The sequence below is a fragment of the Pseudoalteromonas rubra genome (genome assembly GCF_000238295.3).
Lineage (GTDB): Bacteria > Pseudomonadota > Gammaproteobacteria > Enterobacterales > Alteromonadaceae > Pseudoalteromonas > Pseudoalteromonas rubra.
In genome coordinates this window covers 53,261-77,768 of the sequence record NZ_AHCD03000034.1, presented here as the reverse complement: position 1 = coordinate 77,768, position 24,508 = coordinate 53,261, and the positions used below count along the sequence as shown (strand labels likewise).

The following is a 24,508-nucleotide window of genomic DNA, read 5'->3' as shown; positions in this document are numbered from 1 at the left end:
CCAACAAGGATTGTCCGCGTGAGCAGTGCCAAACTTCATGATATTATGTGCAGCGTGTTAATGAATCGGATCATTATGAAGTCACTGCATCACCTTATTATTATTGCTTTCGCACTGACGACCTGGGTCGTTCAGGCTAACCCAGACAGCGAACAGCTGCGCTGGGAGCAATTTGTGAACGCATATTCTAAGCAACTCAAACAAAAACTAAAAGAAAAATCGATACCGGGTGCTGCTTTGAGCATTGTTCATCAGCAGCATGGTGATCATATAGCGGGTATAGGGCAAACCAAAGTGAAAAAAGGGCGCAAAGTCACGGCGAATACGCGCTTTCGGTTAGCATCGGTCTCCAAGACTTTTGCCGGCTCCCTGACCGCTAAGTTGGCTGCTCAAGGGGTTCTCAATCTCGAAGATACCGTCGCGGAGCACCTACCTATTTTTAGTGAGAGTGCTTACGGTAAAGCTAAATTATATCACTTACTGAGCCACTCCAGCGGTCTGGTACCCAACGCCTATGATAACTTGATAGAGTCACGCATGGCGTATGACAAGATTTATCCGCGCCTGGTTGATGTTAAGCATATTTGTCGCCCGGGTATTTGTTATGGCTATCAGAATGTCATGTTTAGCCTGATCGGCAATGTGATTGCGCAAACGACGCAACTTAGCTACGAGTCCTGGCTCGAGCACTTTTTCTTTGCTCCTTTGGGTATGAAAGATGCGGGCTTGGGTCATGCGCATATGACCAGAGATGATAATTTTGCGGCACCTCATGTGCGGGGAACTAAACGTTGGCACACCGCCAGGTTAAAGCCTCACTACTATAAAGTGGCGCCAGCAGCAGGTGTGAATGCCAGTGCCGCAGATATGGCACAATGGTTAAAGGCACAATTGGGTATATACCCTTCGGTCTTATCGCTGGATGCGCTTACCATACAGTCACGCCCGTACACGCACACAAAGCGCGAATTACGCAGACGTGTGTGGCGTAATTATGTTGAACAAGCACATTATGGACTGGGCTGGCGGATCTACAGTTTTTCAGGTGAATTAATGTATTACCACAGTGGCTGGGTGCAGGGTTATAGAACGGATGTGGCAGTATTACCAGAGTTGGGGATTGGTTTTAGTTTACTGCTGAACGCTGAAAGTGGGGTGATCAACGGCCTGAGTACAGAATTCATTCGTCAGGCCATTGAATTTAGCAGAGCTGCCAGGGCACAAGCTGATGCTCAGGCAGCCAGCTAGATGCTATTGGCGAGGTAACTGGATTTTTTTATCTTCGCTTTGGCGATACAAAACGACGATATGTCCGATCGTCTGAACCTTGTGGGCACCAGTTTCACGGATAATGGCTTCAAAGATAAGCTGTTTGGTTTCACGATCATTGGTCGGTACTTTGACCTTGATGAGTTCGTGGATGTCTAAACATTGCTCAATCTCTAACAGAACTCCCTCTGTCAGCCCGTTACCACCGAGCAAAACAACGGGTTTAAGGTCATGTGCTAACCCTTTTAGGTACTGCTTCTGTTTATTTGATAATGTCATATTGGTACAATTTACTAATTAAGGCTTGAATTACCGCTATTCTAACGCCATCTAAAGAATATTACTAATGAGTTGCAGTTAATATGGCAAATAAAAAGCACTCAGCGAGCTCCAAACGCTGGTTAAAAGAACATGTTGAAGACCCTTATGTTCATGAGGCACAAAAGCGAGGCTATCGCTCACGTGCTGTGTTTAAGTTGGAAGAGATCCAACAGAAAGACAAATTGTTCAGACCTGGCATGCATGTTGTCGACTTGGGCGCAGCGCCAGGAAGTTGGTCTCAATATTTGGCGGAACAGGTTGGTGAGAAGGGTGAAGTAATCGCCTGTGATATTTTGCCAATGGACTCTCTGCCAGGTGTCGCCTTTTTACAAGGTGATTTTCGCGAAGAGGCCGTACTCAATGCCTTAATGGAGCGAATTGGAGGCAAAAATATTGATGTGGTATGTTCAGACATGGCACCCAATATGAGTGGCAATAACGTGATAGATCAGGCTGGTAGCATGTATTTGGTCGAATTGGCATTTGATATGTGTCACCAGGTGCTTAAACCGAATGGGGCTTTTGCTGTGAAGGTGTTTCAGGGTGAAGGCTTTGATCAATTTGTACAGGACGTGCGTAATGCCTTTAAAGTGGTTAAGATCCGCAAACCAAAAGCGTCGCGTCCGCGATCTCGTGAAGTATATATAGTGGCGACGGGCTACAAACTGTAGTACAGTTGAAACGCTTTTAAGACGAATTTGAATTATTTTAGATACAAGAGGTTAACCCCTTGAGCGATATGGCGAAGAACTTAATACTCTGGTTGGTGATAGCAGTCGTGCTTATGACCGTATTTCAGAGCTTCAATGGTGGCGAACAAGCAGATCGCCAGACTAGTTACACTCAGTTTGTGAACGAAGTGCGTAGCGGTGTAGTCCGCGATGTCAACATCGACCGCACAGCTGGCACGATCACAGGGATCAAGAATAATGGTGAACGTTTCCAAACCATTATGCCGTTGTATGATGACGACCTGATCAATGACTTACTTAAAAACGATGTAAACGTCAAAGGGGTTGCGCCTGAAGAGCAGTCTTTCCTGGCTAATATCTTTATTTCCTGGTTCCCGATGCTGTTGTTAATCGGTGTGTGGATCTTCTTCATGCGTCAGATGCAAGGTGGCGGTGGTAAAGGCGCCATGTCATTTGGTAAGAGCAAAGCTCGCCTGATGGGCGAAGACCAGGTTAAAACCACGTTTGCTGACGTTGCAGGGTGCGACGAAGCAAAAGAAGACGTTACCGAATTGGTAGACTTCCTACGTGATCCGTCTAAGTTCCAGAAGCTTGGCGGTAACATTCCAAAGGGGGTGTTAATGGTAGGTCCTCCAGGTACTGGTAAAACGTTGCTTGCTAAAGCAGTAGCGGGTGAAGCTAAAGTGCCATTTTTCACCATTTCAGGTTCTGACTTTGTAGAAATGTTCGTTGGTGTTGGTGCGTCACGCGTACGAGACATGTTCGACCAGGCTAAGAAAGCGGCACCTTGTATCATCTTTATCGATGAGATTGATGCTGTAGGTCGTAAACGTGGTGCGGGCATGGGTGGCGGTCACGATGAGCGTGAGCAAACTCTGAACCAAATGTTGGTTGAAATGGACGGCTTTGAAGGCAATGAAGGTATTATTGTTATTGCTGCGACGAACCGCCCAGATGTACTTGACCCGGCATTACTTCGCCCGGGCCGTTTTGACCGTCAGGTAGTTGTAGGCTTACCAGACGTACGTGGTCGTGAGCAAATCCTGAATGTACACATGCGTAAAGTGCCGCTTGATGAAAACGTCGAAGCGTCATTGATTGCCCGTGGTACGCCTGGTTTCTCCGGTGCTGATCTGGCTAACCTGGTCAATGAAGCAGCACTGTTTGCGGCACGTGGTAACAAACGTAAAGTGAGCATGGCTGAGTTTGACGCTGCCAAAGACAAGATCATGATGGGCGCTGAGCGTAAATCTATGGTGATGTCTGAGAAAGAAAAAGAAATGACAGCATACCATGAGGCTGGTCACGCGATTGTGGGCCGATTGGTTCCAGAGCATGATCCTGTCTACAAAGTGTCTATCATTCCGCGTGGTCGCGCATTGGGTGTCACTATGTACTTGCCGGAGCAAGACAGAGTAAGTCACTCAAAAGAGCATTTGGAATCTATGCTCTCAAGCCTGTATGGTGGCCGAATTGCAGAAGCCATCATATATGGTGATGACAAAGTAACAACGGGTGCCAGCAACGACATCGAGCGAGCTACCGATATTGCTCGTAAGATGGTAACGCAATGGGGTTTGAGTCCAAAACTGGGTCCTCAGATGTACATGGAAGAGCAAGGCGAAATGTTTATGGGTGGCGGGTCGTCACGCATGGCTGGTGTGTCTGACGAGACTGCTAAGCTTATTGATGCTGAAATTAAGGATTTTGTTACCCGTAACTATGGCAGAGCGGAGCAAATCCTCAAAGACAACATGGATATCCTTCACGCGATGAAGGACGCATTGATGAAGTACGAAACCATTGATGCAGGCCAGATTGACGACTTAATGGAAAGAAAAGAGGTGCGTCCACCAAGAGATGCCCATGACCGTAAGCCAACTGATAGTGGTAATAGCGGTGCTTCTGCTGGTACCAGCAATGACGCTGAAAAGAGCGAAAGTGCCCCAGTATCGGGTTCTGAGCTTGATGACAAGTTATAATCTAAGTTAGAATTCAATAATTGATAAACCCCGGCATGAGCCGGGGTTTTTTTATATTTTAAGGATGACCTTTTTACCAGTTTGTCTGACGAACGGCTTGTATTGGCTGAGGTTCTGTTTATCTCACGTTCAGCTGACGAATACATAAAGCATAGGGAAAATGACAGTCCGCCTAGACAATTACCGTGTCTAGCGCACCGTATTTATGTATACAGGTGATGCTGAAAGTTGGTGTCTTCCTGGCTTCCTAAAGAGCCGAAACTCGACGAATTGGATTAAGTAAGCAGCCATTCATAAGGTGTCAGATAAGCTCTCCCCAGCGAGCACTTACTATCTTAATGTGGCAGTTTTTTATAAAATATGCTTATATAAAAGCAATTCAACAGGCGTATTATGCTTAAGCTTAAACTTCCTCGTGGTCGTACACTTGACCTTTCTACACCCCAGATAATGGGAATTGTTAATGTAACTCCTGATTCCTTCTCAGACGGCGGCAAGTATTGTCAGGCTGACAGCGCTGTCAATCACGGCTTGACACTGCTTGAACAAGGGGCGAGTGTGCTCGATATTGGCGGGGAGTCGACACGTCCTGGTGCGCCTGATGTCGCATTAGAACAAGAGCTTGAACGTGTTATTCCTGTAATTGAAGGCATTCGAGCTCAGTCTGACTGCATTATTTCAGTCGACACCAGTAAAGCTGAGGTGATGTCAGCTGCGATTGAAGCTGGTGCGGATATGATCAACGATGTGCGTGCTTTGCAGGAGCCTGGTGCCCTTGAAGTGGCTGCACGTTACGACGATGTTGCGGTGTGTCTAATGCACATGCAGGGGCAGCCCAGAACCATGCAGCTCAACCCCAGCTATGAGGATCTTTTTAAGGATATTAGCGCGTTTTTCGAGTCACGTATGACTTGCTGTGTTGAGGCTGGTATAGCGCGTGAGCGCCTCATTATTGATCCAGGTTTTGGTTTTGGAAAAACGCTGGAACATAACTTTTCACTGTTAGGACACTTATCTTACTTTGCCGAACTGCAACGTCCTATTCTTGCCGGGTTATCCCGCAAATCTATGTTTGGCAAATTACTTAATCGGGATACAGATGAGCGCTTGGCTGCAAGCCTGAGTGGGGCATTATTATGTGCCCAACAGGGTGCGCAGATTATACGTGTTCATGATGTTAAAGAAACCAATGATGTGCTGCGGGTTTGGCGCGCAGCAACCCATGGAGTAAATGAATGACAACAAGAAAATATTTTGGTACCGACGGTGTGCGCGGTATGGTTGGAGAGTTTCCAATCACGCCTGAATTTGCACTTAAATTAGGCTGGGCAGCCGGTAAAGTGCTGTCTAAATCTGGCACCAAAAAAGTAATCATAGGCAAAGACACGCGTATTTCTGGTTATCTACTGGAAACGTCGTTGGAGGCAGGTCTTATTGCTGCTGGCATTAATGTGGTACTGCTTGGACCTATGCCAACACCTGCCGTTGCCTACTTAACGCAAACATTCCGCGCTGAAGCGGGCATTGTGATCAGTGCCTCGCATAACCCATACCATGATAATGGGATTAAATTCTTTGGTGGTGATGGTAAAAAGCTGCCAGACCAGGTTGAGCTGGAAATCGAAGCTATGCTGGACGAACCTATGACTTGTGTTGCTTCAGACAAGCTGGGTAAGGCACGACGTCTGGAAAACGCAGACGGTCGTTATATCGAGTTCTGTAAAGGACAATTCCCCAATGAGCTGTCTCTTGAGGGGCTCAAAATCGTCCTGGATTGCGCTAATGGCGCAACTTACCACATTGCGCCGGCCGTCATGCGTGAATTAGGTGCAGACGTCATCTGCACGGCGTGTGAGCCAAATGGGGTTAATATCAATGAAAAGTGCGGTGCAACGCACGTTGATGCGCTAAAACGTCATGTACTTGAGCACCAGGCTGATGTGGGGATCGCCTACGATGGTGATGGCGATCGCGTCATGATGGTGGATCATAACGGTCGTGTGTTCGATGGGGATGACATCGTATATATCATCGCTGCACAAGCTCAGCGAAGTGGACAGTTAAAAGGCGGTGTCGTTGGCACTGTGATGTCTAATATGGGTTTGGAAAATGCGCTGAAAGAGAAAGACATTCCGTTTGAACGCAGTAAAGTGGGCGACCGTTATGTATTGAGTAAGCTTCAGGAGCATGGCTGGACTATTGGTGGAGAAAGCTCGGGTCACGTCCTGAACCTTGAACTCATCCCGACAGGCGACGGTATTGTGTCAAGCTTGCAGGTACTTGCTGCTATGGTTGCTCAAAACCAGACGCTTAAAGATTTAGGCGCTGGATTTGTTAAATATCCAATGAAAATGATCAATGTGCGTTATGCCAAAGGAACAGATCCCGTATCAGCGGATGAGGTTCAACAAGCGGTGAGGGACGTTGAAGCCGAGTTGGGTGATAAAGGCCGGGTCCTGTTAAGAAAGTCAGGTACTGAGCCTGTTGTTCGCGTTATGGTTGAAGCCGAACAGGAAAAGCAAGTTATTGACTTTGCCACCAAAATTGCTCAAGTCGTTGAATCTGTGAGCAACTAAACCAAAATCCACAATTTTTTCTTGTAACTTAGGGTGAGTGACGTTAGTATCTCACCCGCTTTCTGATGCGGAGTAATACATGGGACAGAGAAAGCCAATCGTCGCAGGCAACTGGAAAATGAACGGCTCTTTAGAGCTTATAAAAGAAATTGCAGCGGTGAGTGCGCAAGTCGCAGAGCAACAGTGTGAGGTATTAGTTTTTCCTCCTGCGGTGTTACTGTCTGAGGCTATATCAGCAGGTTTAAAATGTGGCACACAAACTGTGTCAGAATTTGACGCTGGTGCTTACACAGGTGAAATACAAGCCTCTTTAGTGAAATCCCTTGGTGCAAATTACACCTTAGTAGGACACTCTGAAAGACGTAGTATTTACGGTGAGTCCAACGAGGATGTCGCAAACAAATTTGCTCAGGCGCAGCAAAGCGGATTGACCCCTATTCTGTGTATTGGTGAAACCCAAGAACAAAGAACAGATGGCAAGACAGAAGAAGTTGTTAAACAACAGCTTGAATCTGTTATCGAAAAATTAGGCATAGCATCACTGGTAAATTCTGTGATAGCATACGAGCCTGTTTGGGCCATAGGTACCGGTTTAACAGCCACACCAGAACAAGCTCAGGCAACGCATAAGTATATTCGCGACTTGTTACGAAGTTATGATGAACAGGTTGCAGACGCACTACGCATCTTATATGGCGGCAGTGTTAATGAAAGTAATAGTGAATTATTGTTCGCACAAGCAGATATTGACGGTGGCCTGATAGGCGGAGCAAGTCTCAAACCTGAAAGCTTTAGCGCTATCTGTGAAAGTGCAAAGGGATAAGTAAATGTACGAGATTCTTTTGGTTATATATTTGGTCGTCTCGCTGGCTTTGATCGGCATGATCTTAATTCAGCAAGGCAAAGGCGCCGACATGGGGTCATCCTTCGGTGCTGGTGCTTCTGCAACCGTGTTTGGTTCATCAGGTGCCGGTAACTTTATGACCAAAACAACAACAATTCTTGCGACGGTATTTTTCGTCCTGAGTATTGTATTGGGTAGCTTGACTGCCAGCCAAATTAAGCAGGCTGATGAGTGGGAAAATCTGGAAGCGCCAGCTTCTACAGTAGTACCTGCTAGCCAAGATGTACCAGCGTCAGAAGAGTCTCAAAACAACTCAGACGTCCCAAACTAAAAACTTCTTAGCGAACTAAAGATTTAGGCGCTGGATTTGTTAAATATCCAATGAAAATGATCAATGTGCGTTATGCCAAAGGAACAGATCCCGTATCAGCGGATGAGGTTCAACAAGCGGTGAGGGACGTTGAAGCCGAGTTGGGTGATAAAGGCCGGGTCCTGTTAAGAAAGTCAGGTACTGAGCCTGTTGTTCGCGTTATGGTTGAAGCCGAACAGGAAAAGCAAGTTATTGACTTTGCCACCAAAATTGCTCAAGTCGTTGAATCTGTGAGCAACTAAACCAAAATCCACAATTTTTTCTTGTAACTTAGGGTGAGTGACGTTAGTATCTCACCCGCTTTCTGATGCGGAGTAATACATGGGACAGAGAAAGCCAATCGTCGCAGGCAACTGGAAAATGAACGGCTCTTTAGAGCTTATAAAAGAAATTGCAGCGGTGAGTGCGCAAGTCGCAGAGCAACAGTGTGAGGTATTAGTTTTTCCTCCTGCGGTGTTACTGTCTGAGGCTATATCAGCAGGTTTAAAATGTGGCACACAAACTGTGTCAGAATTTGACGCTGGTGCTTACACAGGTGAAATACAAGCCTCTTTAGTGAAATCCCTTGGTGCAAATTACACCTTAGTAGGACACTCTGAAAGACGTAGTATTTACGGTGAGTCCAACGAGGATGTCGCAAACAAATTTGCTCAGGCGCAGCAAAGCGGATTGACCCCTATTCTGTGTATTGGTGAAACCCAAGAACAAAGAACAGATGGCAAGACAGAAGAAGTTGTTAAACAACAGCTTGAATCTGTTATCGAAAAATTAGGCATAGCATCACTGGTAAATTCTGTGATAGCATACGAGCCTGTTTGGGCCATAGGTACCGGTTTAACAGCCACACCAGAACAAGCTCAGGCAACGCATAAGTATATTCGCGACTTGTTACGAAGTTATGATGAACAGGTTGCAGACGCACTACGCATCTTATATGGCGGCAGTGTTAATGAAAGTAATAGTGAATTATTGTTCGCACAAGCAGATATTGACGGTGGCCTGATAGGCGGAGCAAGTCTCAAACCTGAAAGCTTTAGCGCTATCTGTGAAAGTGCAAAGGGATAAGTAAATGTACGAGATTCTTTTGGTTATATATTTGGTCGTCTCGCTGGCTTTGATCGGCATGATCTTAATTCAGCAAGGCAAAGGCGCCGACATGGGGTCATCCTTCGGTGCTGGTGCTTCTGCAACCGTGTTTGGTTCATCAGGTGCCGGTAACTTTATGACCAAAACAACAACAATTCTTGCGACGGTATTTTTCGTCCTGAGTATTGTATTGGGTAGCTTGACTGCCAGCCAAATTAAGCAGGCTGATGAGTGGGAAAATCTGGAAGCGCCAGCTTCTACAGTAGTACCTGCTAGCCAAGATGTACCAGCGTCAGAAGAGTCTCAAAACAACTCAGACGTCCCAAACTAAAAACTTCTTAGCGAACGTGGTGGAATTGGTAGACACGCCATCTTGAGGGGGTGGTGAGCATAGCTCGTGGGGGTTCAAGTCCCCCCGTTCGCACCAATCTCAGAGCCAGAGATGCACTGGCTCTCTCATATAACATGAGTTAAGTTGTATCTTAAACGACAATGCATAGCACCGAATTGCGAATCTGATGCGGAGTAATACATGGGACAGAGAAAGCCAATCGTCGCAGGCAACTGGAAAATGAACGGCTCTTTAGAGCTTATAAAAGAAATTGCAGCGGTGAGTGCGCAAGTCGCAGAGCAACAGTGTGAGGTATTAGTTTTTCCTCCTGCGGTGTTACTGTCTGAGGCTATATCAGCAGGTTTAAAATGTGGCACACAAACTGTGTCAGAATTTGACGCTGGTGCTTACACAGGTGAAATACAAGCCTCTTTAGTGAAATCCCTTGGTGCAAATTACACCTTAGTAGGACACTCTGAAAGACGTAGTATTTACGGTGAGTCCAACGAGGATGTCGCAAACAAATTTGCTCAGGCGCAGCAAAGCGGATTGACCCCTATTCTGTGTATTGGTGAAACCCAAGAACAAAGAACAGATGGCAAGACAGAAGAAGTTGTTAAACAACAGCTTGAATCTGTTATCGAAAAATTAGGCATAGCATCACTGGTAAATTCTGTGATAGCATACGAGCCTGTTTGGGCCATAGGTACCGGTTTAACAGCCACACCAGAACAAGCTCAGGCAACGCATAAGTATATTCGCGACTTGTTACGAAGTTATGATGAACAGGTTGCAGACGCACTACGCATCTTATATGGCGGCAGTGTTAATGAAAGTAATAGTGAATTATTGTTCGCACAAGCAGATATTGACGGTGGCCTGATAGGCGGAGCAAGTCTCAAACCTGAAAGCTTTAGCGCTATCTGTGAAAGTGCAAAGGGATAAGTAAATGTACGAGATTCTTTTGGTTATATATTTGGTCGTCTCGCTGGCTTTGATCGGCATGATCTTAATTCAGCAAGGCAAAGGCGCCGACATGGGGTCATCCTTCGGTGCTGGTGCTTCTGCAACCGTGTTTGGTTCATCAGGTGCCGGTAACTTTATGACCAAAACAACAACAATTCTTGCGACGGTATTTTTCGTCCTGAGTATTGTATTGGGTAGCTTGACTGCCAGCCAAATTAAGCAGGCTGATGAGTGGGAAAATCTGGAAGCGCCAGCTTCTACAGTAGTACCTGCTAGCCAAGATGTACCAGCGTCAGAAGAGTCTCAAAACAACTCAGACGTCCCAAACTAAAAACTTCTTAGCGAACGTGGTGGAATTGGTAGACACGCCATCTTGAGGGGGTGGTGAGCATAGCTCGTGGGGGTTCAAGTCCCCCCATTCGCACCAATCGGTTATCTAATTTCCTTTCTTACTTTTAAAAACGCCCTAATTTAAACTACTTAGATGCGTTATTCTGCTTACATGCGTTACAATAAAAGAAATTAGTTTGTGTTTCTTTTTATGCATTTTCCTGCTCACTTTATTTCCAAAGTATTCCATGGCGTTAGAGCAATCGACGTATGCCAACAAGGGATAAGAATACTCAAGGCCGACGGTGAAACGCTGATCGCCTGGGCACAGCAATCTCAGCCTCCTCGTGTTTTGGTGGATTGGTTGGGGACACGCCTGGTGTGCCATGAGCAGGACAGAGAGCTGTCTATTTGGGTTAAATACCATCCCGACTCCCATTTGCAATCTCAGCTTGAAACTTTTTGGTTAAATACACATAAAGCACGCTTGATCTCTTCAGTCACGGCTTTAGAGCAGTTGTTGCAACACCGGTATCTGTCTGTACGTTATTGGTCTGCCACTCGTTCTGTGATCACTGAGTTGGCAAAGTACTGGAGTGGCTGGCAAAGTCGGCTAGACATGGATGCGGTTCTGCGACAGGCACAATACACGGTAGCTGAGTTGCATTGCTGGCATGACGAAGACCTGGCTCAATTCAGAGAAGCCTTTATTCAGGCGCAGTTACGTCGTTATGAGGGCTTTTTCGATACGGTGTGTGAGCACCCCTTGACTCAGGCACAACGTCGGGCGTGTGTGGTACAGGATGAGCGTCAGCTATTACTTGCAGGGGCAGGAACCGGAAAAACCAGTGTCATGGTGGCCAAAGCAGCCTATCTGCTTCATTCCCAACAAGCTCAGACTGAGCAAATACTGATGCTCGCATACGGAAAGGAAGCGGCTATTGAGATGCAGCAACGGCTGGCTCACAGTAAAGTGGCGGTGGAGTGCGCTACATTTCATAGCCTTGGATTGGAGATCATCGCTCAGGTCGAAGGTAATAAACCGACCTTGTCTGCCCTGTGTCAGAGCGATGCTGCCAGGGAGCAGTTTATTGCCGAGACGCTGGCATCTTTGTGTCAGGAGGCCCAGTATCAGCGTGACTTGCTGGCGTTGTTGAAAAGCCAGTTCTCAGCTACTGACTCCAGCCAAACGCTCGATTTGACTTCCCGAGCGGCGACCAAACTGATCCGCCAATTTTCAGAGGCGCTGAGCTTCTATAAACAGGCCTTGTTTTTGGGTAAAGCACAATCACTGAGTCATGATTTTGCGCTCTGGACGAGTTGTTTCCGGGCTGTGCTTACCGACTATCAGCTTTATTTGCAAAAAGAGCAATGTATCGACTTTGATGACATGATCACGCGTGCCATCGAATATGTGCGTAGTGGCAAGTTTCACAGTCCCTGGCATTACATTCTGGTTGATGAATTTCAGGATATTTCTCCGCTTCGGGCTGAGCTGCTTAAAGCGCTGTTGGCACGCAACAGTAAGAGCGATTTGTTTGCCGTCGGAGACGACTGGCAGGCGATATATCGCTTTAGTGGCGGGGATATTTCCATGACGACTCATTTTTCCGAGCACTTTGGTGAGGCCACGATCCAACAGCTTGATATGACATTTCGTTATCCGCAACAGCTGCTGGATATTGCCAGCGAATTTGTGTGTCAGAACCCAGCTCAATTGATTAAACGGGTTAACTCGAGCCAAATGGCCAGTTGCCCTGTGTTGATTGCGCGCCCTGAGGAAGAGGATGTGCTAAGCACTGCGATCGATGGATTTATGAGTCTAACAGCAGAGCCTTGTTCAGTCTTACTATTGGCTCGCAATCACAAGTTTTTACCATCCGCAGAAGTATTGACCAAACTTTCTCAGCGATTTCCTCGAGCGCATATTACAGCGCTGACGTTTCACGGCGCTAAGGGGAAAGAGGCTGATTTCAGCATTTTATTGGGTTTACATAGCAACAGCGTGCCCGCCAGGCAGCATAGTGCAGCCATCATAGAGGCGTTGTTACCAGCGCGGGAGTCGTATCCAGATGCGGAGGAGCGTCGGTTGTTTTATGTTGCACTGACCCGTGCCCGCCGGCAAGTCTGCTTGCTGGTGCCTGACGATCCCAGCCCGTTTATTGACGAGACACTGGCGTTCGTAAACTGACCCCTTAACTGGGAATTCTCTTATCCTGACGACAAATAAATTTTGTTGTACTTTAGGGTCATTGCTTTTCATAATCCGCGCTTTGAATTTCAAGCGAACACAGAGCATCCCGATGCGTGGATGGATTATATACAAAGACTCGGCAAACCTTTTAAAGCCAGAAACTTACGAAATTAAACGCCTACTGGAAGTTGCCCAGGAGGAGAACATAGATCTGCAGGTGTTTTCTCCTGATCAGTTTGACTTGCTGGTATCCCGTGAAGACGACCAGAGTGTTTTGATTGATGGCGAACCGGTATCGCTGCCCGATTATGTGTTACCACGTATGGGCGCCGGAACAACGTATTTTGCGCTGGCGATTATTCGTCACCTCGAACGGCTTGGCGTACACTGTTTTAACAGCTCAGAAGCGACTGAAACGGTGAAAGATAAGCTGTTTGCACAGCAGATCTTGGCACAGCAAAATTTGCCTACGCCAAAAACCATGCTGGTGAAGTTTCCGGTGAATATTGATCTGGTTGAAAAGCAGATTGGATTCCCCGTAGTGGTAAAAACGCTGTCCGGCTCTCAGGGCATTGGGGTGTTTTTGTCAAAAACACGCAGTGAGTTTGACGACTTAATGCAATTGATTGAAGCGACCAGTCCGAAAACAAACATAATTTTGCAAAAATTTATTAAGTCGAGCCATGGCAGAGATTTACGCGTATTGACGATTGGTGGACGTGTGGTTGCCTGTATGGAGCGAAACTCGGGCGGCGCGAATTTTAAAGCCAATGTGAGTGCGGGCGCAAAGGGCCTGTCACACCCAATCATCCCCGAAATTGAATGGTTGGCAACGCAAACGGCGAATATTCTTAATCTGGATATGGCCGGGATTGACCTGTTATTTGATGAAGAGCATTTTAAGATCTGTGAAGCCAATTCGAGCCCGGGCTTTGAAGGCTTAGAAGCTGCGGTTGATGTTGATGTGGCTCGGGAGATCCTGCACTTTATCCGAATTCGTTTAGGGATCTTCGATAAGAAAAAGCCAAAGGCCTCAGAAGCCAAAAAGCCGGTTGCGAATCCACAGCCTACGCCAACCAGCGCTTAGCTTTCAGCAGGGCTTAGAGCGTCAAGTGATACCAGCTGCCATTGCTGGCTGGTATCATAGTTTATTGATTTCTTTAGCAACCTGGTAGCCATCATCGGTGACGATCTGCTCAAGTGTCGCTACACGGTCTTTGAGTTGCCGAATTTCATCTTGCATGGCCTGTTTTTCTGCCTGGCTCATTCCGTCGAGCTTTTTCATTTCCAGACGTTTAGTAAAGATATCTCGGATAACCCCGAAACCGACAGCCACTAAGACAATTAGAAAAACCATGGTTGTACCGGACATATCTGTGATTCCTTTTTTCACCTTGATAGTCCTAGCGTAGCAAATTATCGAACAGAGGTCTTGAGCGGATCTGTTTCAAGATATGATTTCGTCAGTGGGCGTAGCGTGTGCCCACTGAGTAAATGTGGTGCGTTATTCGTAAGGTAGGGGATCACTGGCCTGATTTAATGTAAAGGCTTCCAGGCGCTCCTGACAGGCACCACACTTGCCACAGGCCTTCTCACGACCATTGTAGCAGGTCCAGGTTTTACTGTAGTCGAGCCCCATTTTCAGGCCGTCTGTGAGGATCTCAATCTTGCTGTTGTTCAGGTATGGGCAAACAATTTCAATTTCTTCATAGTTTGCGATGCGGCAGACGTCGTCCATTTTCTTTACGAACTCAGGGCGACAGTCAGGATATATTGCGTGGTCGCCTGAATGAGCACCGTAAAAGACTTTACTGGCCTTGAGCGAAACTGCATAGCCAACCGCCAAAGACAGCAAGATCATGTTGCGGTTTGGCACCACAGTGCTTTTCATGCTTTCTTCTTCGTAATGGCCTTCTGGTACTTCAATGTCATCAGTCAGTGATGAACCACCGATCAGCTGGTTGATAGCGGATATGTCGACGATTTTATGAGCCACACCGAGTTCGTCGCAGGCTTGACGGGCAACTTCGAGCTCTTTTACATGGCGCTGGCCATAATTAAAAGACAGCGCATAGACCTCATAGCCTGATTTAAGTGCCTTGTTCAGGACTGTATATGAATCCATGCCACCGGAATAAATAACAACGACTTTTTCGCTCATAGGTTTGCCTCGTTTGTGTGCTCGAATACTCACTGACATTGCTCGCGATTTTAATAGAGGTTTATGTCAGGGCGCGATATACTACACGGCCGCTGAAAAAATGACAATCCGACGGGTCAGATAATGCCTGTTTTTCAGCGTTATGGCTTTTGCCAGGGTAAAATGTAAACGTTATTAAGTCGTCATGTGTCCGGTTTGAATCCGGGATGTAAAGTGAGTTCGGAGCTGTTTTGTACAAGATAAATGAAGTGTTTGAAACCATCCAGGGTGAAGCCAGCCACACTGGTGTGCCTTCCATTTTTGTGCGCTTACAGGGATGCCCTGTGGGTTGCGCCTGGTGTGATACCAAACAGACCTGGGAGGTCGACCCCGTTTATCTTGTAAGCTTAGATCAAACGGTAGAGAAGAAAGCGGATTCAGATTTTTGGGCCAATGCCACACCTGAGCAACTACTGGCCTTGTTTGAAGCGCGTGGCTATACCGCAAAGCATGTGGTGATCACCGGGGGCGAGCCTTGCATGTATGATCTCAATCCGCTGTGCGACAAGCTTCATGCTGAGGGATATCAAACTCAGGTAGAAACCAGCGGTACTTTTGAAATTCTGGTGCCAGCGCAAACCTGGGTCACGGTATCTCCGAAAATCAATATGCGCGGCGGTTACAAAGTCCTGGCAAGTGCGATGCAAAGAGCGGATGAAATTAAACACCCGGTCGCAATGGAGAAGCACGTTGAAGAGTTGGAAGCCTTGTTCGAAGAGACGGGGGTTCAGCCGAAGCTGGTATATCTGCAACCTATCAGTCAAAAAGCGAAAGCGACTAAGCTGGCCATTGATACCTGCAAACAGAAAAACTGGCGCTTGTCTGTGCAGGTCCATAAATATATTGGCATCAGTTAATCGGGAACGTCCTTAGCCAGCGGTTTGACTTTTAACCAGATCTCCAACGCAATCATGCGTTTTAAAGGGTCTTTGTCATGGTTGTTGTCAACCGGCCGGTCGTAATGCTCAATGAGCGGGGCGTCGTCCGGCTCAAACCCGCTGTTCGGTAACCAGGCTGCGTAGAGGGCCAACTGAAAAGGCAGCAGGTTACTCACTAAGTCATGGTAGCGAAAAACCGCATACTGGCCCGCAGCTAACGTACTTAGTCTGAAAGGGCTTTTAACTTTGTCTTTTAATCCCGCGGGGATCACCAGCGCACCGTCATATCTGGCTTTATCCAGCGGGGTAAAGAGGGGGTTGTCATGACCAAATCCGAGCTTAGTGATGCTGTGAGAGTCCAGATCATGCACCTGGGCCCACTGATTTAGTTGCTCCCAGCATTGCCAGATCCCACCAAGGTGGTAGCCTTGCGGCGCTCTGAGTGTGCACAAGTCCATCGCATCAATCTTCATAATCCGGCTGGCCGTGGGTGATATGTCAGGCTGCTTAGCGGCCATCTTTTCAGCTTGCAGTCGCATCAGTAATTCAATGTTCATCTTCTGAACTTCAAGGCGCTCTGCCAGTTGCTTTTTCAGCCGCTCAGTTTTTCTGACGCTGATTGGTGTAATGCCATAGTGCTCTTTAAAAGAGCGCGTGAAGTTAGCGCTACTTGAATAGCCGCAGTCCAGCGCAATGTCTGTTACGCTTTTTTCTGGGTGAAAGAACAGTAAAGAGGCGGCGCGTTCCAGCCTGACCCGATTACTGTATTGAGTCAGCGATTCTCCCATCAGGGCTGAAAAAATGCGTTGTAAGTGGCACTTAGAAAAGTGGCTGAGTAACGCGGCTTTTTCCAGATTAACAGGCTGATCCGGGTGACTGTGTATATAAGCAACCACAGGTTTCAGGCGCTGATAATATAGGTCCCGATGTTTTTCCTGCCGATCAGTTTTTTGCACTGATAATCTCCAGTTTGTTAGAGGCTGTTTTTTGGTAGTGAAACCAGCACAGGCAACAGGTTGCCAGCGCGGTGATGACATCGGCGCTGACTATCGCGATAAAGATCCCGTTCAGATCAAACCACAGTGGCAGCACAAAAAGCAACGGCGTAAACACAAATATGATCCTGAATGCACTATAAAAACTAGCCCGGCGAGGGTCGCCAATTGACTGGTAAAAGCCGCTGGCAACCAGCATCAAGGCGACGAGTGGCAGCCCCCACAATGCGGAGTGTATCATTTTCTGACCCTGATATATCAGTAGTGACTGGTTGGTAAACCAGGCCATGACACTTGGCGCAAACCAAATAAGCTGGATTGTCACGAGGGTGGCATACAGCATCATAGAGATGAGCGCGATTTCAATTGATTTACGTACCCGCTCTGTTTTTTGCGCTGCCAGGTTAAAGGCACATAAAGTTTGAAAAGTGACCAGCATGGCAACCATGGGCAGAGTAGCAAAAGTCAGCACCCGGCTTAGCATACCATAAGTGATCACCCAGGTTTCTCCTGCGGTTTGCATGAGCTGAAGATTCATGATGGCCGTTTGCCAGCCCAGACAGAGATGTGTGATCAGTACAGGTGCCCCTGTCGACACAATAGGGAACCAGGCTTTATGATCAACTGCAAAATCAATGGGGGTAAATCTGCCTGGTCTGGTTAGCAGATATAAAGCCAATAACAAGGCGATAGCCTGGGATATCACTGTGGCGAAAGCTGCGCCGGTAACACCCCACTTAAATACGGCGATAAACACGTAATCCAGTACAATATTGAGCCCGGAGGCCGTTAACATTATCAGCATGAGTTTATGCGGTTGGCCTTCGGCACGAAAAATATCTCCCAGTACAGGCAAAAGTATCGCAACAAAACTACACAGCATAATGGGGTGAAGGTAGGCGTGAGCGTCGGCTTTGAATACCGGGTCGACGCTGAGCCAATTTAGGATTTCAAGAGGATAGAGCCAGCCTAGTACCAGGAGAATTACGCTCAGTAGCATGGCCATTTGTAAGGTGTGACCAATTATGAGCCCGGCTTTGGCTCTTTGTTTGGTGCCCAGCAGCCGGGTAACCAAGGTTGCCATGCCGGCAGAGAGCATAGCGGCCAGGGCGGCGATCCCCATTTGCACAGGGAACACCATGGCAACTGCGCCCAGTGCCTGTTCGCCAACAAAATGGCTGATAAACAGACCATCAACCAGATTGTACAGGCCAACGACTAGCATACCGATACATATTGGAAAAAAATGTTTCAAAAAAAGGGTGGCGACCGGCTCGGTCGCGAGGTGCTCTGAACTACTGGACGAGCGATTTGGATCAACAGACATCCATCATTACCAAGTATTGATTTAACGTCTGGCTAGTCTATTGCGCTCACTCGATGAAAAATATTCAAATCTTGCGCACTTGAGTTAAGCAATGGCAGTATCAGTTAATAACACTCTGAACTGCCCATTTCGATGATGCGATCGGTCTCACCACTGTTTTTAAACAGATACAGGCCTTTATTGAGGTCATTCAGGACGCTGCGCCAGTTCGGTTTGGCTTTGCTGAGTGCAAAATACAGATTGTTGTATCTCAAAGCTGGCTCGACATTTTCCAGCCCCCGCAACAAGGTGACCTTTTCAGATTTAGCTAAATCTGAATAACTTACGGTAAAACGCAGCACTTTGGGATCGCCAATAATCAGATCAACGCGCTTGCCTATCAGCAGCTTAACCAGTTGTAAATCATCGACCGCTTCGACAATGATGAATTCATTGTTGTCCATCATGGCGTCAAACTCGGGGGTATTCTGGTAGCCCCGCACCACCCCTATGGTCGCGCCTTTGAGTGCGTTTAGGTTGCCCTCGAAGTTGTCTGACTCTCCGCGGCGTTTCAGCAGGCTAATTTCACCACCCGGGTATGCATTAGACAGTGCCAGTAATTCACGGCGTGTTTTGCCGGGGTAGTTATCTGAGGGGGAGGCATCTTCGATAAAGTACTCAGGAAAGAGAATGTCTGCCCGGCCGGACTCGACGGCTTTGACTGCGCGGGCCCAGGGCAGGAATTCGACATAAACAGGGTAGTCCTGATCCGCCAGTAAGGAGATTGTAAATTGAAACACCCAGCCTTTATTGCACAACTGGTCACCAATATAGGGCGGCCAGTCCAGTGTTACCAGATGCAATAACGGCTTGTCACCGCTTTTGTTGTACAGGTACCCATTTTTATATTGCTCCCCCTGAACCATCAGGTACTTGCCTTGTTTAAAGTAGCCGACATTCAGGCTCGCAAAGGCAGTCACAGATACGCTGCACAATAACAGCAACAATAGCCGGGTGAGTATTTTCATAACCTGTTTCCTGGTGCGCACAATTGAGATAAAAGCGTTTAAAAATAAAACGATGAGTTTGCTTTTAGGCTACATCGATTATCCATTAAGTCTAGACATTATCACGCTAAAGGGAAGGGTAGAAGACAATAAGGCCAGCATTTAGCTGGCCTTATTATAGACAATTAGTCTAACGAGCGTGAGGGATTCAGATTACTGAACCATCTCCTGATCGGTGAACTCATCAGCAAATAATGGGCTCGACAAGTAACGCTCTGTTGCACTTGGCAGAATAACCACGATGTTCTTGTCTGCATTTTCAGGCTTCTCTGCCAGGCGCTTAGCAGCAACCACTGCAGCACCAGAAGAAATACCGACTAAGATACCTTCGTCTTTCATTAGCTGATGCGCCATTGCAATTGCATCTTCGTTTGATACTTGCTCTGTACCATCAAGTAGCTCAAGATCCAGGTTACCAGGAATGAAACCAGCGCCGATGCCCTGAATTTTGTGTGGGCCAGGCTTTAACTCTTCACCAGCCAGAGCTTGAGAAATAACGGCTGAATCAACCGGCTCTACCGCAATTGATTTAACATCCAGGCCTTTCTCTTTCTTCAGGTAACGGGTTACACCAGAAATTGTGCCGCCTGTACCAACACCGGCTACGAAGTAATCGATTGCACCGTCCATCGCTTCGAAAATTTCAGGACCTGTGGTCTCTTCATGGATTTTCGGGTTAGCTGGGTTCTCGAATTGTTGTAGCAGTACGTATTTTTCTGGGTCGCCAGCCAGGATTTCGTTGGCTTTCTCGATGGCGCCTTTCATACCTTTGGCACCTTCAGTTAGCACCAGGTTTGCACCCAGTGCTTTTAGTAGCTTACGACGCTCAAGACTCATGGTGTTTGGCATGGTCAGGGTTAGCTTGTAACCACGGGATGCTGCAACGAAAGCCAGTGCAATACCTGTGTTACCAGAAGTTGGCTCGATCAGCTCTTTGCCTTCGCTTAGCAAACCGGCTTTCTCGGCTTCCCAAATCATAGAGGCACCGATGCGGCACTTCACGCTGAAGCTCGGGTTACGAGATTCAATTTTGGCAAAGACATTGCCACCAGTTACGCGGTTAAGTTTAACAATCGGGGTGTTGCCAATTGCCAGGCTGTTATCTGCAAAAACGTTCGACATAATTTTCCCTTCAATGAGCTAAGGATATTTAATACTAGTCACACTTTACTGGGGCTGGAGCAAAACAAAAGGAAAGAATGGCTATAAGATATATTAAAAAGGCTTATGCCCTGATGGAATAAAAAAATAAATATGTATAATAAAAGAGCAGTAAAGGCCCGGCCAGACTTGATGTGTCTGATCAGGCCTCAGTGCGTCTGGATCACAGCAGCCAGGCGTAGCTAAACTTAGCAAAAAACGTCTTGTTGTCTTTGCTGATTTTACTCAAATCATCATCCTGATACCCATTGTCTGAATAGCCGGCAAAAAACACGGTCTGTGGATTCAGCTTATAAGCGTAAAGCAATTGGGTACTCAGGCGTTTATAGTGACTGTCTACATCATCAATGTAGTTGGCCTGATTGCGGCGAATATCCGTTTTAATGAATGCCAGCCTCAGATAACTGTTAATGTTAAACTGATAAGTGAAACGCACATCGCTCAGGTTCGCTGTAAACACTTCCATACCTTCAGCGGTGAGCTTTTGATACGTATGACGAAGTCGGATCTCAAAGTGCTGACCAAGGTAGAAGTCCAGCAAAGGGCGTATGTAACGCTCGTCCGCCATGCGATTATTGGCTAAATCAACGCGGTTACCTCTGCGTAAGGTGAGCCCACTGAAGACGCCTGGTGCGGGTTTACTCTCCAGGTAAATCCATTGCGTGTTTTCGGTAAATAAGTCTGTGTTGCCATCAATGTCCAGGCTGGTTTCGTCATGGCGTAATCCGGTACGCTTGCGATGATCGAAACCAAAATCAATGATACTTTGCAATGGTCCACTGATAGCAATATTACTCTGGACTTCTTTTTCCAGTAACTCACCGTTTTCATTGTGGCTAATATCCCAGTCAGTATACCAGCGTGTACGGTTCCACCAGGTGTTTTCATCACCGTACCAACGGTATTCAAACCCGGTAATAAACTTATTGAAGTCCACTTGCGACAAGAATCCCATGTCGGCACGCAGCGCGGCATCATAGTTGCGATAGCTGGCAAAGGCTTTCCAGTGTTTGCGGTTATGACGATAGTCCAGCATATAACCCAGGCCTTGATTATCATCTTCAAGCTGAGTGCGCAGTACGCTTTCGTCTATTTCACAGTCTTCCAGTGTCTCATCATCACAAAGCTCTTTGACCATAGCCGGATCATAGTCTGTTTTTGACGTTAAGATCTGTGCTTTGAACGTATCGTTCGCAGTGGGCTCGTATTTACCGTCCAGGCTGAACAACTGATTCTTGTAATCATTACTTTGCCGGGTTGTGGTTAGTGCGCCCACAGAGAGTGTCTCGTCGGCATCATAGCGGTAGCGCAGAGCGGCATTTTCACTTTTTTGTTCCAAGGAAACGACACTGGATCCCAGGTTTCCTGGCACCATGACATTGGTAAACTCATCGTTAGTGACAAAAGCGGCATAGGTGTGGCCTTGCTTGCTACCGGTTAGTTTGGCCCCGTAATCCGGCGCAGCAATGTTACGGGTGTGCAACAGATTAATGTGTGAGGAAAAGTAGTCTGCATTGTCGAGGAAAAAGGCCCGCTTTTCCGGGAAGAACAAGCTAAAGCTGTTGTTTACACTGAGTTGGCCATTGTCGGCTTCTACCTGAGAAAAGTCCGGGTTGAGCGTCGCATTCAGTGTTGTGTCTGGGGTAATTGCCCATTTGACATCCAGCCCGGGTTCATAGTCGGTGTCGTTTTCCCAATCCGGGATCGTGCTGCCATCTATGTCTCTGGTTTGCTGGCGACTGACAACCATAGAGGGGATCACGGCAAGGTTGCTGCTTTGCTGCGCGCCAGAAAATCCGGTGTATGCTGGCATCTGGCAAACCCAGCATTGATTTTCATGGGCGATTTGCATGCTGGAAATACGCAGCCTTTCGCTACGTGGGTAAAAGCGCAGGAACTCCATGGCCATGGTTTTGGTGTCCTGGCTGTTATCAAAATTGAGTACACGTAAGGGGATCTCTACTTCAACCACATACCCAGACTCATTGATTTGCCCGGCAGAATCCCAAATACCATTCCAGGAATCGTCCTCGCTGCCACTGAGTACATTCTCTATCGAATCTTGCTGAACACCCAGCGGGTTGATGAAGAATTGATAAGCACTGCGGCCGGTGTTGAAGGAGTCTATTTTTATGCCGACCAGATCGTCATTCCAGTTACGGTCCCGGTCGCGAAAAAACGCCCGGATCTGGCTGGGGTCTGGATCTTTGGCATCAAAGGCCAGAAATAACGACTGACCATTTTCGAATACCCGTACACTGGTTTGTACCGGGCTTGGTGTATTTTCATAAGGCCAGGTGACATTATCGATGGTAATCACTTTAGCTTGTTGCCATACAGCCTCCTCTAGTTGCCCGTCGATGGATACGCTGGCATTGATATAAGGAATAGCAGGCTCTGTTGCAAAGGCGGTGGCACTGAACCACAAAGAGGGAACAGCGAAGCACAGTGAACTAAAAATTTTATTTAACATTATTAGAGGGTTCGATAGCACAACTTTGATGGCGCATTAAATAACAGAGATACAGTGTGAACAATTGTTTATCGTTTAATAGCGAACTAGCGGGGTTAAGTGGTGTTTTATTTCTATTTTGTGAACAGTTAGTCAACTCGTATCGCACAACTATGTACCTGCATTGGCATTCCATGGTAAAAAGGCGCATCTGTTTTTTACTCGGGCGTGTTGTATGTCTCTTATTTTAAAACTTGTCGCTGGTATTTTCGCCGGTGTCCTGGCGGGCTTTTATCTGCCTATGCTGATGGTTGAGCTGCTGTACACTGTAAAAGTGATTATTGGTCAGCTTATTTCCTTCACTATTCCGCTTATTATTTTATTCTATATTGCATCTGGCATTGCCGGCTTGCCTAAGACATCAGGGCATTTACTGGGTAAAACGGTTGGTTTTGCTTACGGCTCTACCGTGATTGCTGGTACTTTGGCTGTGGTGCTGGTCAGTATGGTTGTGCCTATGTTTGACGGCAGTGTGGCTTATCAGGCCGCAGAAGCAACGAAAGTAGAGAGCCTTATCAAGCTAGAAGTTCCCCCTCTGATGGGCGTGATGACTGCACTGGCGACTGCTTTTGTGTTTGGTATTGGGATCAGTCAGCTTCACCTGACGCAGCTAAAGCAGGTTGTGGATCAGGGACGTGATGTCATTGATGCGTTACTTGCTAAAGTGATTATCCCGGCTTTGCCATTTTATATTGCCGGCGTGTTTGCAGAGATGGCGGTTGCGGGCACGGTAGCGGATACCCTGAGTACGTTTGGGGTGGTGTTGCTGGCTGCCGTTGCAATGCACTGGCTGTGGTTGGCATTTTTATATATCACCTCGGGCGTGTTGTTAAAACGTAACCCGGTGGAGTTGATTAGAAATATGCTGCCGGCTTATTTTACCGCAATTGGTACTATGTCCAGTGCCGCGACGATCCCGGTTTCCCTGCGCGCCAGCAAATCAAACAAAGTGAAAGAAGAAGTCGCTAACTTCACCGTACCTTTATGTGCAACTATCCATCTGTCTGGTTCTACGATTACCATTGTCACCTGTACCATGGCTGTGATGTTGCTGTCTCCGACGATGGCTTTGCCCTCGCTGGCTGAGATGCTGCCGTTCATCTTCATGCTGGGTATCGTTATGATTGCCGCACCAGGTGCGCCGGGCGGGGCGGTTATGTCTGCCCTGGGATTACTCAGTACCATGCTGGGCTTCGATGAAAGTGCGGTTGCGCTGATGATCGCTTTGTATCTGGCACAGGATAGTTTTGGTACCGCTTGTAACGTAACGGGTGATGGTGTGATTGCATTGTGGGTAGACCGTTTTTCGGAGCGGGATCTAAAATTACACGGCAATTCTTAGTCTTACTGTCATACTAAAGACTGTTTTTACCTTAATTAGAAACTGGAATTGATTATGCTTTGCAATTTTCTGTGTTACTCTTGCAA

23 protein-coding genes, 2 tRNA genes and 1 pseudogene are annotated in these 24,508 nt (G+C 47.1%); 18 read left to right on the top strand and 8 right to left on the bottom strand.

The window, feature by feature from the left end; translation table 11 throughout:
* The first annotated feature begins 75 nt into the window (after window positions 1-75).
* Window positions 76-1,248, top strand: coding sequence for a serine hydrolase domain-containing protein (locus PRUB_RS09590; protein ID WP_040644752.1), 1,173 nt, complete (start codon window positions 76-78; stop codon window positions 1,246-1,248).
* A 3-nt stretch (window positions 1,249-1,251) separates the two neighbouring features.
* On the opposite strand, the gene yhbY is transcribed toward PRUB_RS09590, so the two are convergent.
* On the bottom strand, window positions 1,252-1,548 hold the full coding sequence (yhbY, locus tag PRUB_RS09585) for a ribosome assembly RNA-binding protein YhbY (RefSeq protein WP_010385908.1): 297 nt from the start codon (window positions 1,546-1,548) through the stop codon (window positions 1,252-1,254).
* An 83-nt stretch (window positions 1,549-1,631) separates the two neighbouring features.
* Between yhbY and rlmE the strand changes: the two genes are divergently transcribed.
* The 15 genes and pseudogenes from rlmE to PRUB_RS09510 all read left to right on the top strand — a co-directional run bounded on the left by rlmE (window position 1,632) and on the right by PRUB_RS09510 (window position 14,048).
* Window positions 1,632-2,261 (top strand): 23S rRNA (uridine(2552)-2'-O)-methyltransferase RlmE, encoded by a 630-nt coding sequence (rlmE, locus tag PRUB_RS09580; protein WP_010385909.1) that lies wholly within the window; start codon window positions 1,632-1,634, stop codon window positions 2,259-2,261.
* A gap of 68 nt (window positions 2,262-2,329) precedes the next feature.
* A complete protein-coding gene (ftsH, locus tag PRUB_RS09575; protein ID WP_010385910.1) occupies window positions 2,330-4,264 on the top strand; it encodes an ATP-dependent zinc metalloprotease FtsH in 1,935 nt (644 codons plus the stop codon).
* 393 nt (window positions 4,265-4,657) lie between these two features.
* The gene (gene folP / locus PRUB_RS09570) at window positions 4,658-5,503 is read left to right on the top strand and encodes a dihydropteroate synthase (protein WP_010385911.1); all 846 of its coding nucleotides are present in this window, start codon (window positions 4,658-4,660) and stop codon (window positions 5,501-5,503) included.
* Window positions 5,500-6,840 carry a phosphoglucosamine mutase gene (gene glmM, locus PRUB_RS09565; protein ID WP_010385912.1) on the top strand — a complete coding sequence of 447 codons (1,341 nt, stop codon included), beginning with the start codon at window positions 5,500-5,502 and terminating at the stop codon, window positions 6,838-6,840. Before folP ends, glmM (PRUB_RS09565) begins: the two co-directional genes overlap by 4 nt.
* Window positions 6,841-6,919: 79 nt before the next feature.
* Window positions 6,920-7,663 carry a triose-phosphate isomerase gene (gene tpiA / locus PRUB_RS09560; RefSeq protein WP_010385913.1) on the top strand — a complete coding sequence of 248 codons (744 nt, stop codon included), beginning with the start codon at window positions 6,920-6,922 and terminating at the stop codon, window positions 7,661-7,663.
* 4 nt (window positions 7,664-7,667) lie between these two features.
* On the top strand, window positions 7,668-8,015 hold the full coding sequence (gene secG / locus PRUB_RS09555; protein ID WP_010385914.1) for a preprotein translocase subunit SecG: 348 nt from the start codon (window positions 7,668-7,670) through the stop codon (window positions 8,013-8,015).
* 17 nt (window positions 8,016-8,032) lie between these two features.
* Window positions 8,033-8,296, top strand: a pseudogene (gene glmM, locus PRUB_RS09550) (phosphoglucosamine mutase); the annotation flags it as partial.
* 79 nt (window positions 8,297-8,375) lie between these two features.
* Window positions 8,376-9,119, top strand: coding sequence for a triose-phosphate isomerase (tpiA, locus tag PRUB_RS09545; RefSeq protein ID WP_010385913.1), 744 nt, complete (start codon window positions 8,376-8,378; stop codon window positions 9,117-9,119).
* 4 nt (window positions 9,120-9,123) lie between these two features.
* A complete protein-coding gene (gene secG, locus PRUB_RS09540) occupies window positions 9,124-9,471 on the top strand; it encodes a preprotein translocase subunit SecG (protein WP_010385914.1) in 348 nt (115 codons plus the stop codon).
* Between the two features lie 10 nt (window positions 9,472-9,481).
* Window positions 9,482-9,567 (top strand) — tRNA-Leu (locus tag PRUB_RS09535).
* A gap of 105 nt (window positions 9,568-9,672) precedes the next feature.
* Window positions 9,673-10,416: a triose-phosphate isomerase gene (gene tpiA, locus PRUB_RS09530; RefSeq protein ID WP_010385913.1), complete on the top strand. Its 744-nt coding sequence runs from the start codon at window positions 9,673-9,675 to the stop codon at window positions 10,414-10,416.
* A 4-nt stretch (window positions 10,417-10,420) separates the two neighbouring features.
* The gene (gene secG, locus PRUB_RS09525) at window positions 10,421-10,768 is read left to right on the top strand and encodes a preprotein translocase subunit SecG (protein WP_010385914.1); all 348 of its coding nucleotides are present in this window, start codon (window positions 10,421-10,423) and stop codon (window positions 10,766-10,768) included.
* Between the two features lie 10 nt (window positions 10,769-10,778).
* Window positions 10,779-10,864, top strand: a tRNA-Leu gene (locus PRUB_RS09520).
* 102 nt (window positions 10,865-10,966) lie between these two features.
* Window positions 10,967-12,958, top strand: coding sequence for a UvrD-helicase domain-containing protein (locus PRUB_RS09515; protein ID WP_155946400.1), 1,992 nt, complete (start codon window positions 10,967-10,969; stop codon window positions 12,956-12,958).
* Between the two features lie 112 nt (window positions 12,959-13,070).
* On the top strand, window positions 13,071-14,048 hold the full coding sequence (locus PRUB_RS09510) for an ATP-grasp domain-containing protein (protein ID WP_010385918.1): 978 nt from the start codon (window positions 13,071-13,073) through the stop codon (window positions 14,046-14,048).
* A 54-nt stretch (window positions 14,049-14,102) separates the two neighbouring features.
* Here the strand turns inward: PRUB_RS09510 and PRUB_RS09505 are convergent, their stop codons facing one another.
* Both PRUB_RS09505 and queC read right to left on the bottom strand, forming a co-directional pair.
* Window positions 14,103-14,333, bottom strand: coding sequence for a hypothetical protein (locus tag PRUB_RS09505; RefSeq protein ID WP_010385920.1), 231 nt, complete (start codon window positions 14,331-14,333; stop codon window positions 14,103-14,105).
* A gap of 132 nt (window positions 14,334-14,465) precedes the next feature.
* On the bottom strand, window positions 14,466-15,122 hold the full coding sequence (gene queC, locus PRUB_RS09500) for a 7-cyano-7-deazaguanine synthase QueC (RefSeq protein ID WP_010385922.1): 657 nt from the start codon (window positions 15,120-15,122) through the stop codon (window positions 14,466-14,468).
* A 230-nt stretch (window positions 15,123-15,352) separates the two neighbouring features.
* Here queC and queE point away from each other — a divergent pair, with 230 nt between their 5' ends.
* Window positions 15,353-16,018, top strand: coding sequence for a 7-carboxy-7-deazaguanine synthase QueE (queE, locus tag PRUB_RS09495; RefSeq protein WP_040645553.1), 666 nt, complete (start codon window positions 15,353-15,355; stop codon window positions 16,016-16,018).
* On the opposite strand, the gene PRUB_RS09490 is transcribed toward queE, so the two are convergent.
* The 5 genes from PRUB_RS09490 to PRUB_RS09470 form a co-directional block, all read right to left on the bottom strand.
* Window positions 16,015-16,995 carry an AraC family transcriptional regulator gene (locus tag PRUB_RS09490; protein WP_010385925.1) on the bottom strand — a complete coding sequence of 327 codons (981 nt, stop codon included), beginning with the start codon at window positions 16,993-16,995 and terminating at the stop codon, window positions 16,015-16,017. The two genes, queE and PRUB_RS09490, sit on opposite strands and share 4 nt — an antisense overlap.
* Window positions 16,982-18,361: an MATE family efflux transporter gene (locus PRUB_RS09485; protein WP_010385926.1), complete on the bottom strand. Its 1,380-nt coding sequence runs from the start codon at window positions 18,359-18,361 to the stop codon at window positions 16,982-16,984. Before PRUB_RS09485 ends, PRUB_RS09490 begins: the two co-directional genes overlap by 14 nt.
* A 104-nt stretch (window positions 18,362-18,465) precedes the next feature.
* Entirely contained in the window at window positions 18,466-19,368 is a 903-nt protein-coding gene (locus PRUB_RS09480; RefSeq protein WP_010385927.1) for a substrate-binding periplasmic protein, read from the bottom strand.
* Window positions 19,369-19,560: 192 nt separating this feature from the next.
* The gene (cysK, locus tag PRUB_RS09475) at window positions 19,561-20,529 is read right to left on the bottom strand and encodes a cysteine synthase A (RefSeq protein ID WP_010385928.1); all 969 of its coding nucleotides are present in this window, start codon (window positions 20,527-20,529) and stop codon (window positions 19,561-19,563) included.
* Between the two features lie 202 nt (window positions 20,530-20,731).
* Window positions 20,732-23,041: a carbohydrate binding family 9 domain-containing protein gene (locus PRUB_RS09470; RefSeq protein WP_010385929.1), complete on the bottom strand. Its 2,310-nt coding sequence runs from the start codon at window positions 23,039-23,041 to the stop codon at window positions 20,732-20,734.
* Window positions 23,042-23,255: 214 nt separating this feature from the next.
* On the opposite strand from PRUB_RS09470, the gene PRUB_RS09465 reads away from it, so the two are divergent.
* Complete coding sequence (locus PRUB_RS09465) at window positions 23,256-24,422, top strand: dicarboxylate/amino acid:cation symporter (RefSeq protein ID WP_010385930.1); 1,167 nt, start codon at window positions 23,256-23,258, stop codon at window positions 24,420-24,422.
* Window positions 24,423-24,508: the final 86 nt, after the last annotated feature.

What these genes read in the sequence shown, in the direction of transcription:
- ftsH (WP_010385910.1), top strand. Translation starts at nt 2,330, where the DNA reads ATGGCGAAGAACTTAATACTCTGGTTGGTGATAGCAGTCGTGCTTATG.
- PRUB_RS09470 (WP_010385929.1), bottom strand. Translation starts at nt 23,041, where the DNA reads ATGTTAAATAAAATTTTTAGTTCACTGTGCTTCGCTGTTCCCTCTTTG.
- yhbY (WP_010385908.1), bottom strand. Translation starts at nt 1,548, where the DNA reads ATGACATTATCAAATAAACAGAAGCAGTACCTAAAAGGGTTAGCACAT.
- tpiA (WP_010385913.1), top strand. Translation starts at nt 8,376, where the DNA reads ATGGGACAGAGAAAGCCAATCGTCGCAGGCAACTGGAAAATGAACGGC.
- PRUB_RS09505 (WP_010385920.1), bottom strand. Translation starts at nt 14,333, where the DNA reads ATGTCCGGTACAACCATGGTTTTTCTAATTGTCTTAGTGGCTGTCGGT.
- glmM (WP_010385912.1), top strand. Translation starts at nt 5,500, where the DNA reads ATGACAACAAGAAAATATTTTGGTACCGACGGTGTGCGCGGTATGGTT.
- queC (WP_010385922.1), bottom strand. Translation starts at nt 15,122, where the DNA reads ATGAGCGAAAAAGTCGTTGTTATTTATTCCGGTGGCATGGATTCATAT.
- rlmE (WP_010385909.1), top strand. Translation starts at nt 1,632, where the DNA reads ATGGCAAATAAAAAGCACTCAGCGAGCTCCAAACGCTGGTTAAAAGAA.
- PRUB_RS09590 (WP_040644752.1), top strand. Translation starts at nt 76, where the DNA reads ATGAAGTCACTGCATCACCTTATTATTATTGCTTTCGCACTGACGACC.
- secG (WP_010385914.1), top strand. Translation starts at nt 9,124, where the DNA reads ATGTACGAGATTCTTTTGGTTATATATTTGGTCGTCTCGCTGGCTTTG.
- tpiA (WP_010385913.1), top strand. Translation starts at nt 6,920, where the DNA reads ATGGGACAGAGAAAGCCAATCGTCGCAGGCAACTGGAAAATGAACGGC.
- tpiA (WP_010385913.1), top strand. Translation starts at nt 9,673, where the DNA reads ATGGGACAGAGAAAGCCAATCGTCGCAGGCAACTGGAAAATGAACGGC.
- PRUB_RS09485 (WP_010385926.1), bottom strand. Translation starts at nt 18,361, where the DNA reads ATGTCTGTTGATCCAAATCGCTCGTCCAGTAGTTCAGAGCACCTCGCG.
- folP (WP_010385911.1), top strand. Translation starts at nt 4,658, where the DNA reads ATGCTTAAGCTTAAACTTCCTCGTGGTCGTACACTTGACCTTTCTACA.
- cysK (WP_010385928.1), bottom strand. Translation starts at nt 20,529, where the DNA reads ATGTCGAACGTTTTTGCAGATAACAGCCTGGCAATTGGCAACACCCCG.
- secG (WP_010385914.1), top strand. Translation starts at nt 7,668, where the DNA reads ATGTACGAGATTCTTTTGGTTATATATTTGGTCGTCTCGCTGGCTTTG.
- secG (WP_010385914.1), top strand. Translation starts at nt 10,421, where the DNA reads ATGTACGAGATTCTTTTGGTTATATATTTGGTCGTCTCGCTGGCTTTG.
- PRUB_RS09510 (WP_010385918.1), top strand. Translation starts at nt 13,071, where the DNA reads ATGCGTGGATGGATTATATACAAAGACTCGGCAAACCTTTTAAAGCCA.
- PRUB_RS09465 (WP_010385930.1), top strand. Translation starts at nt 23,256, where the DNA reads ATGTCTCTTATTTTAAAACTTGTCGCTGGTATTTTCGCCGGTGTCCTG.
- PRUB_RS09480 (WP_010385927.1), bottom strand. Translation starts at nt 19,368, where the DNA reads ATGAAAATACTCACCCGGCTATTGTTGCTGTTATTGTGCAGCGTATCT.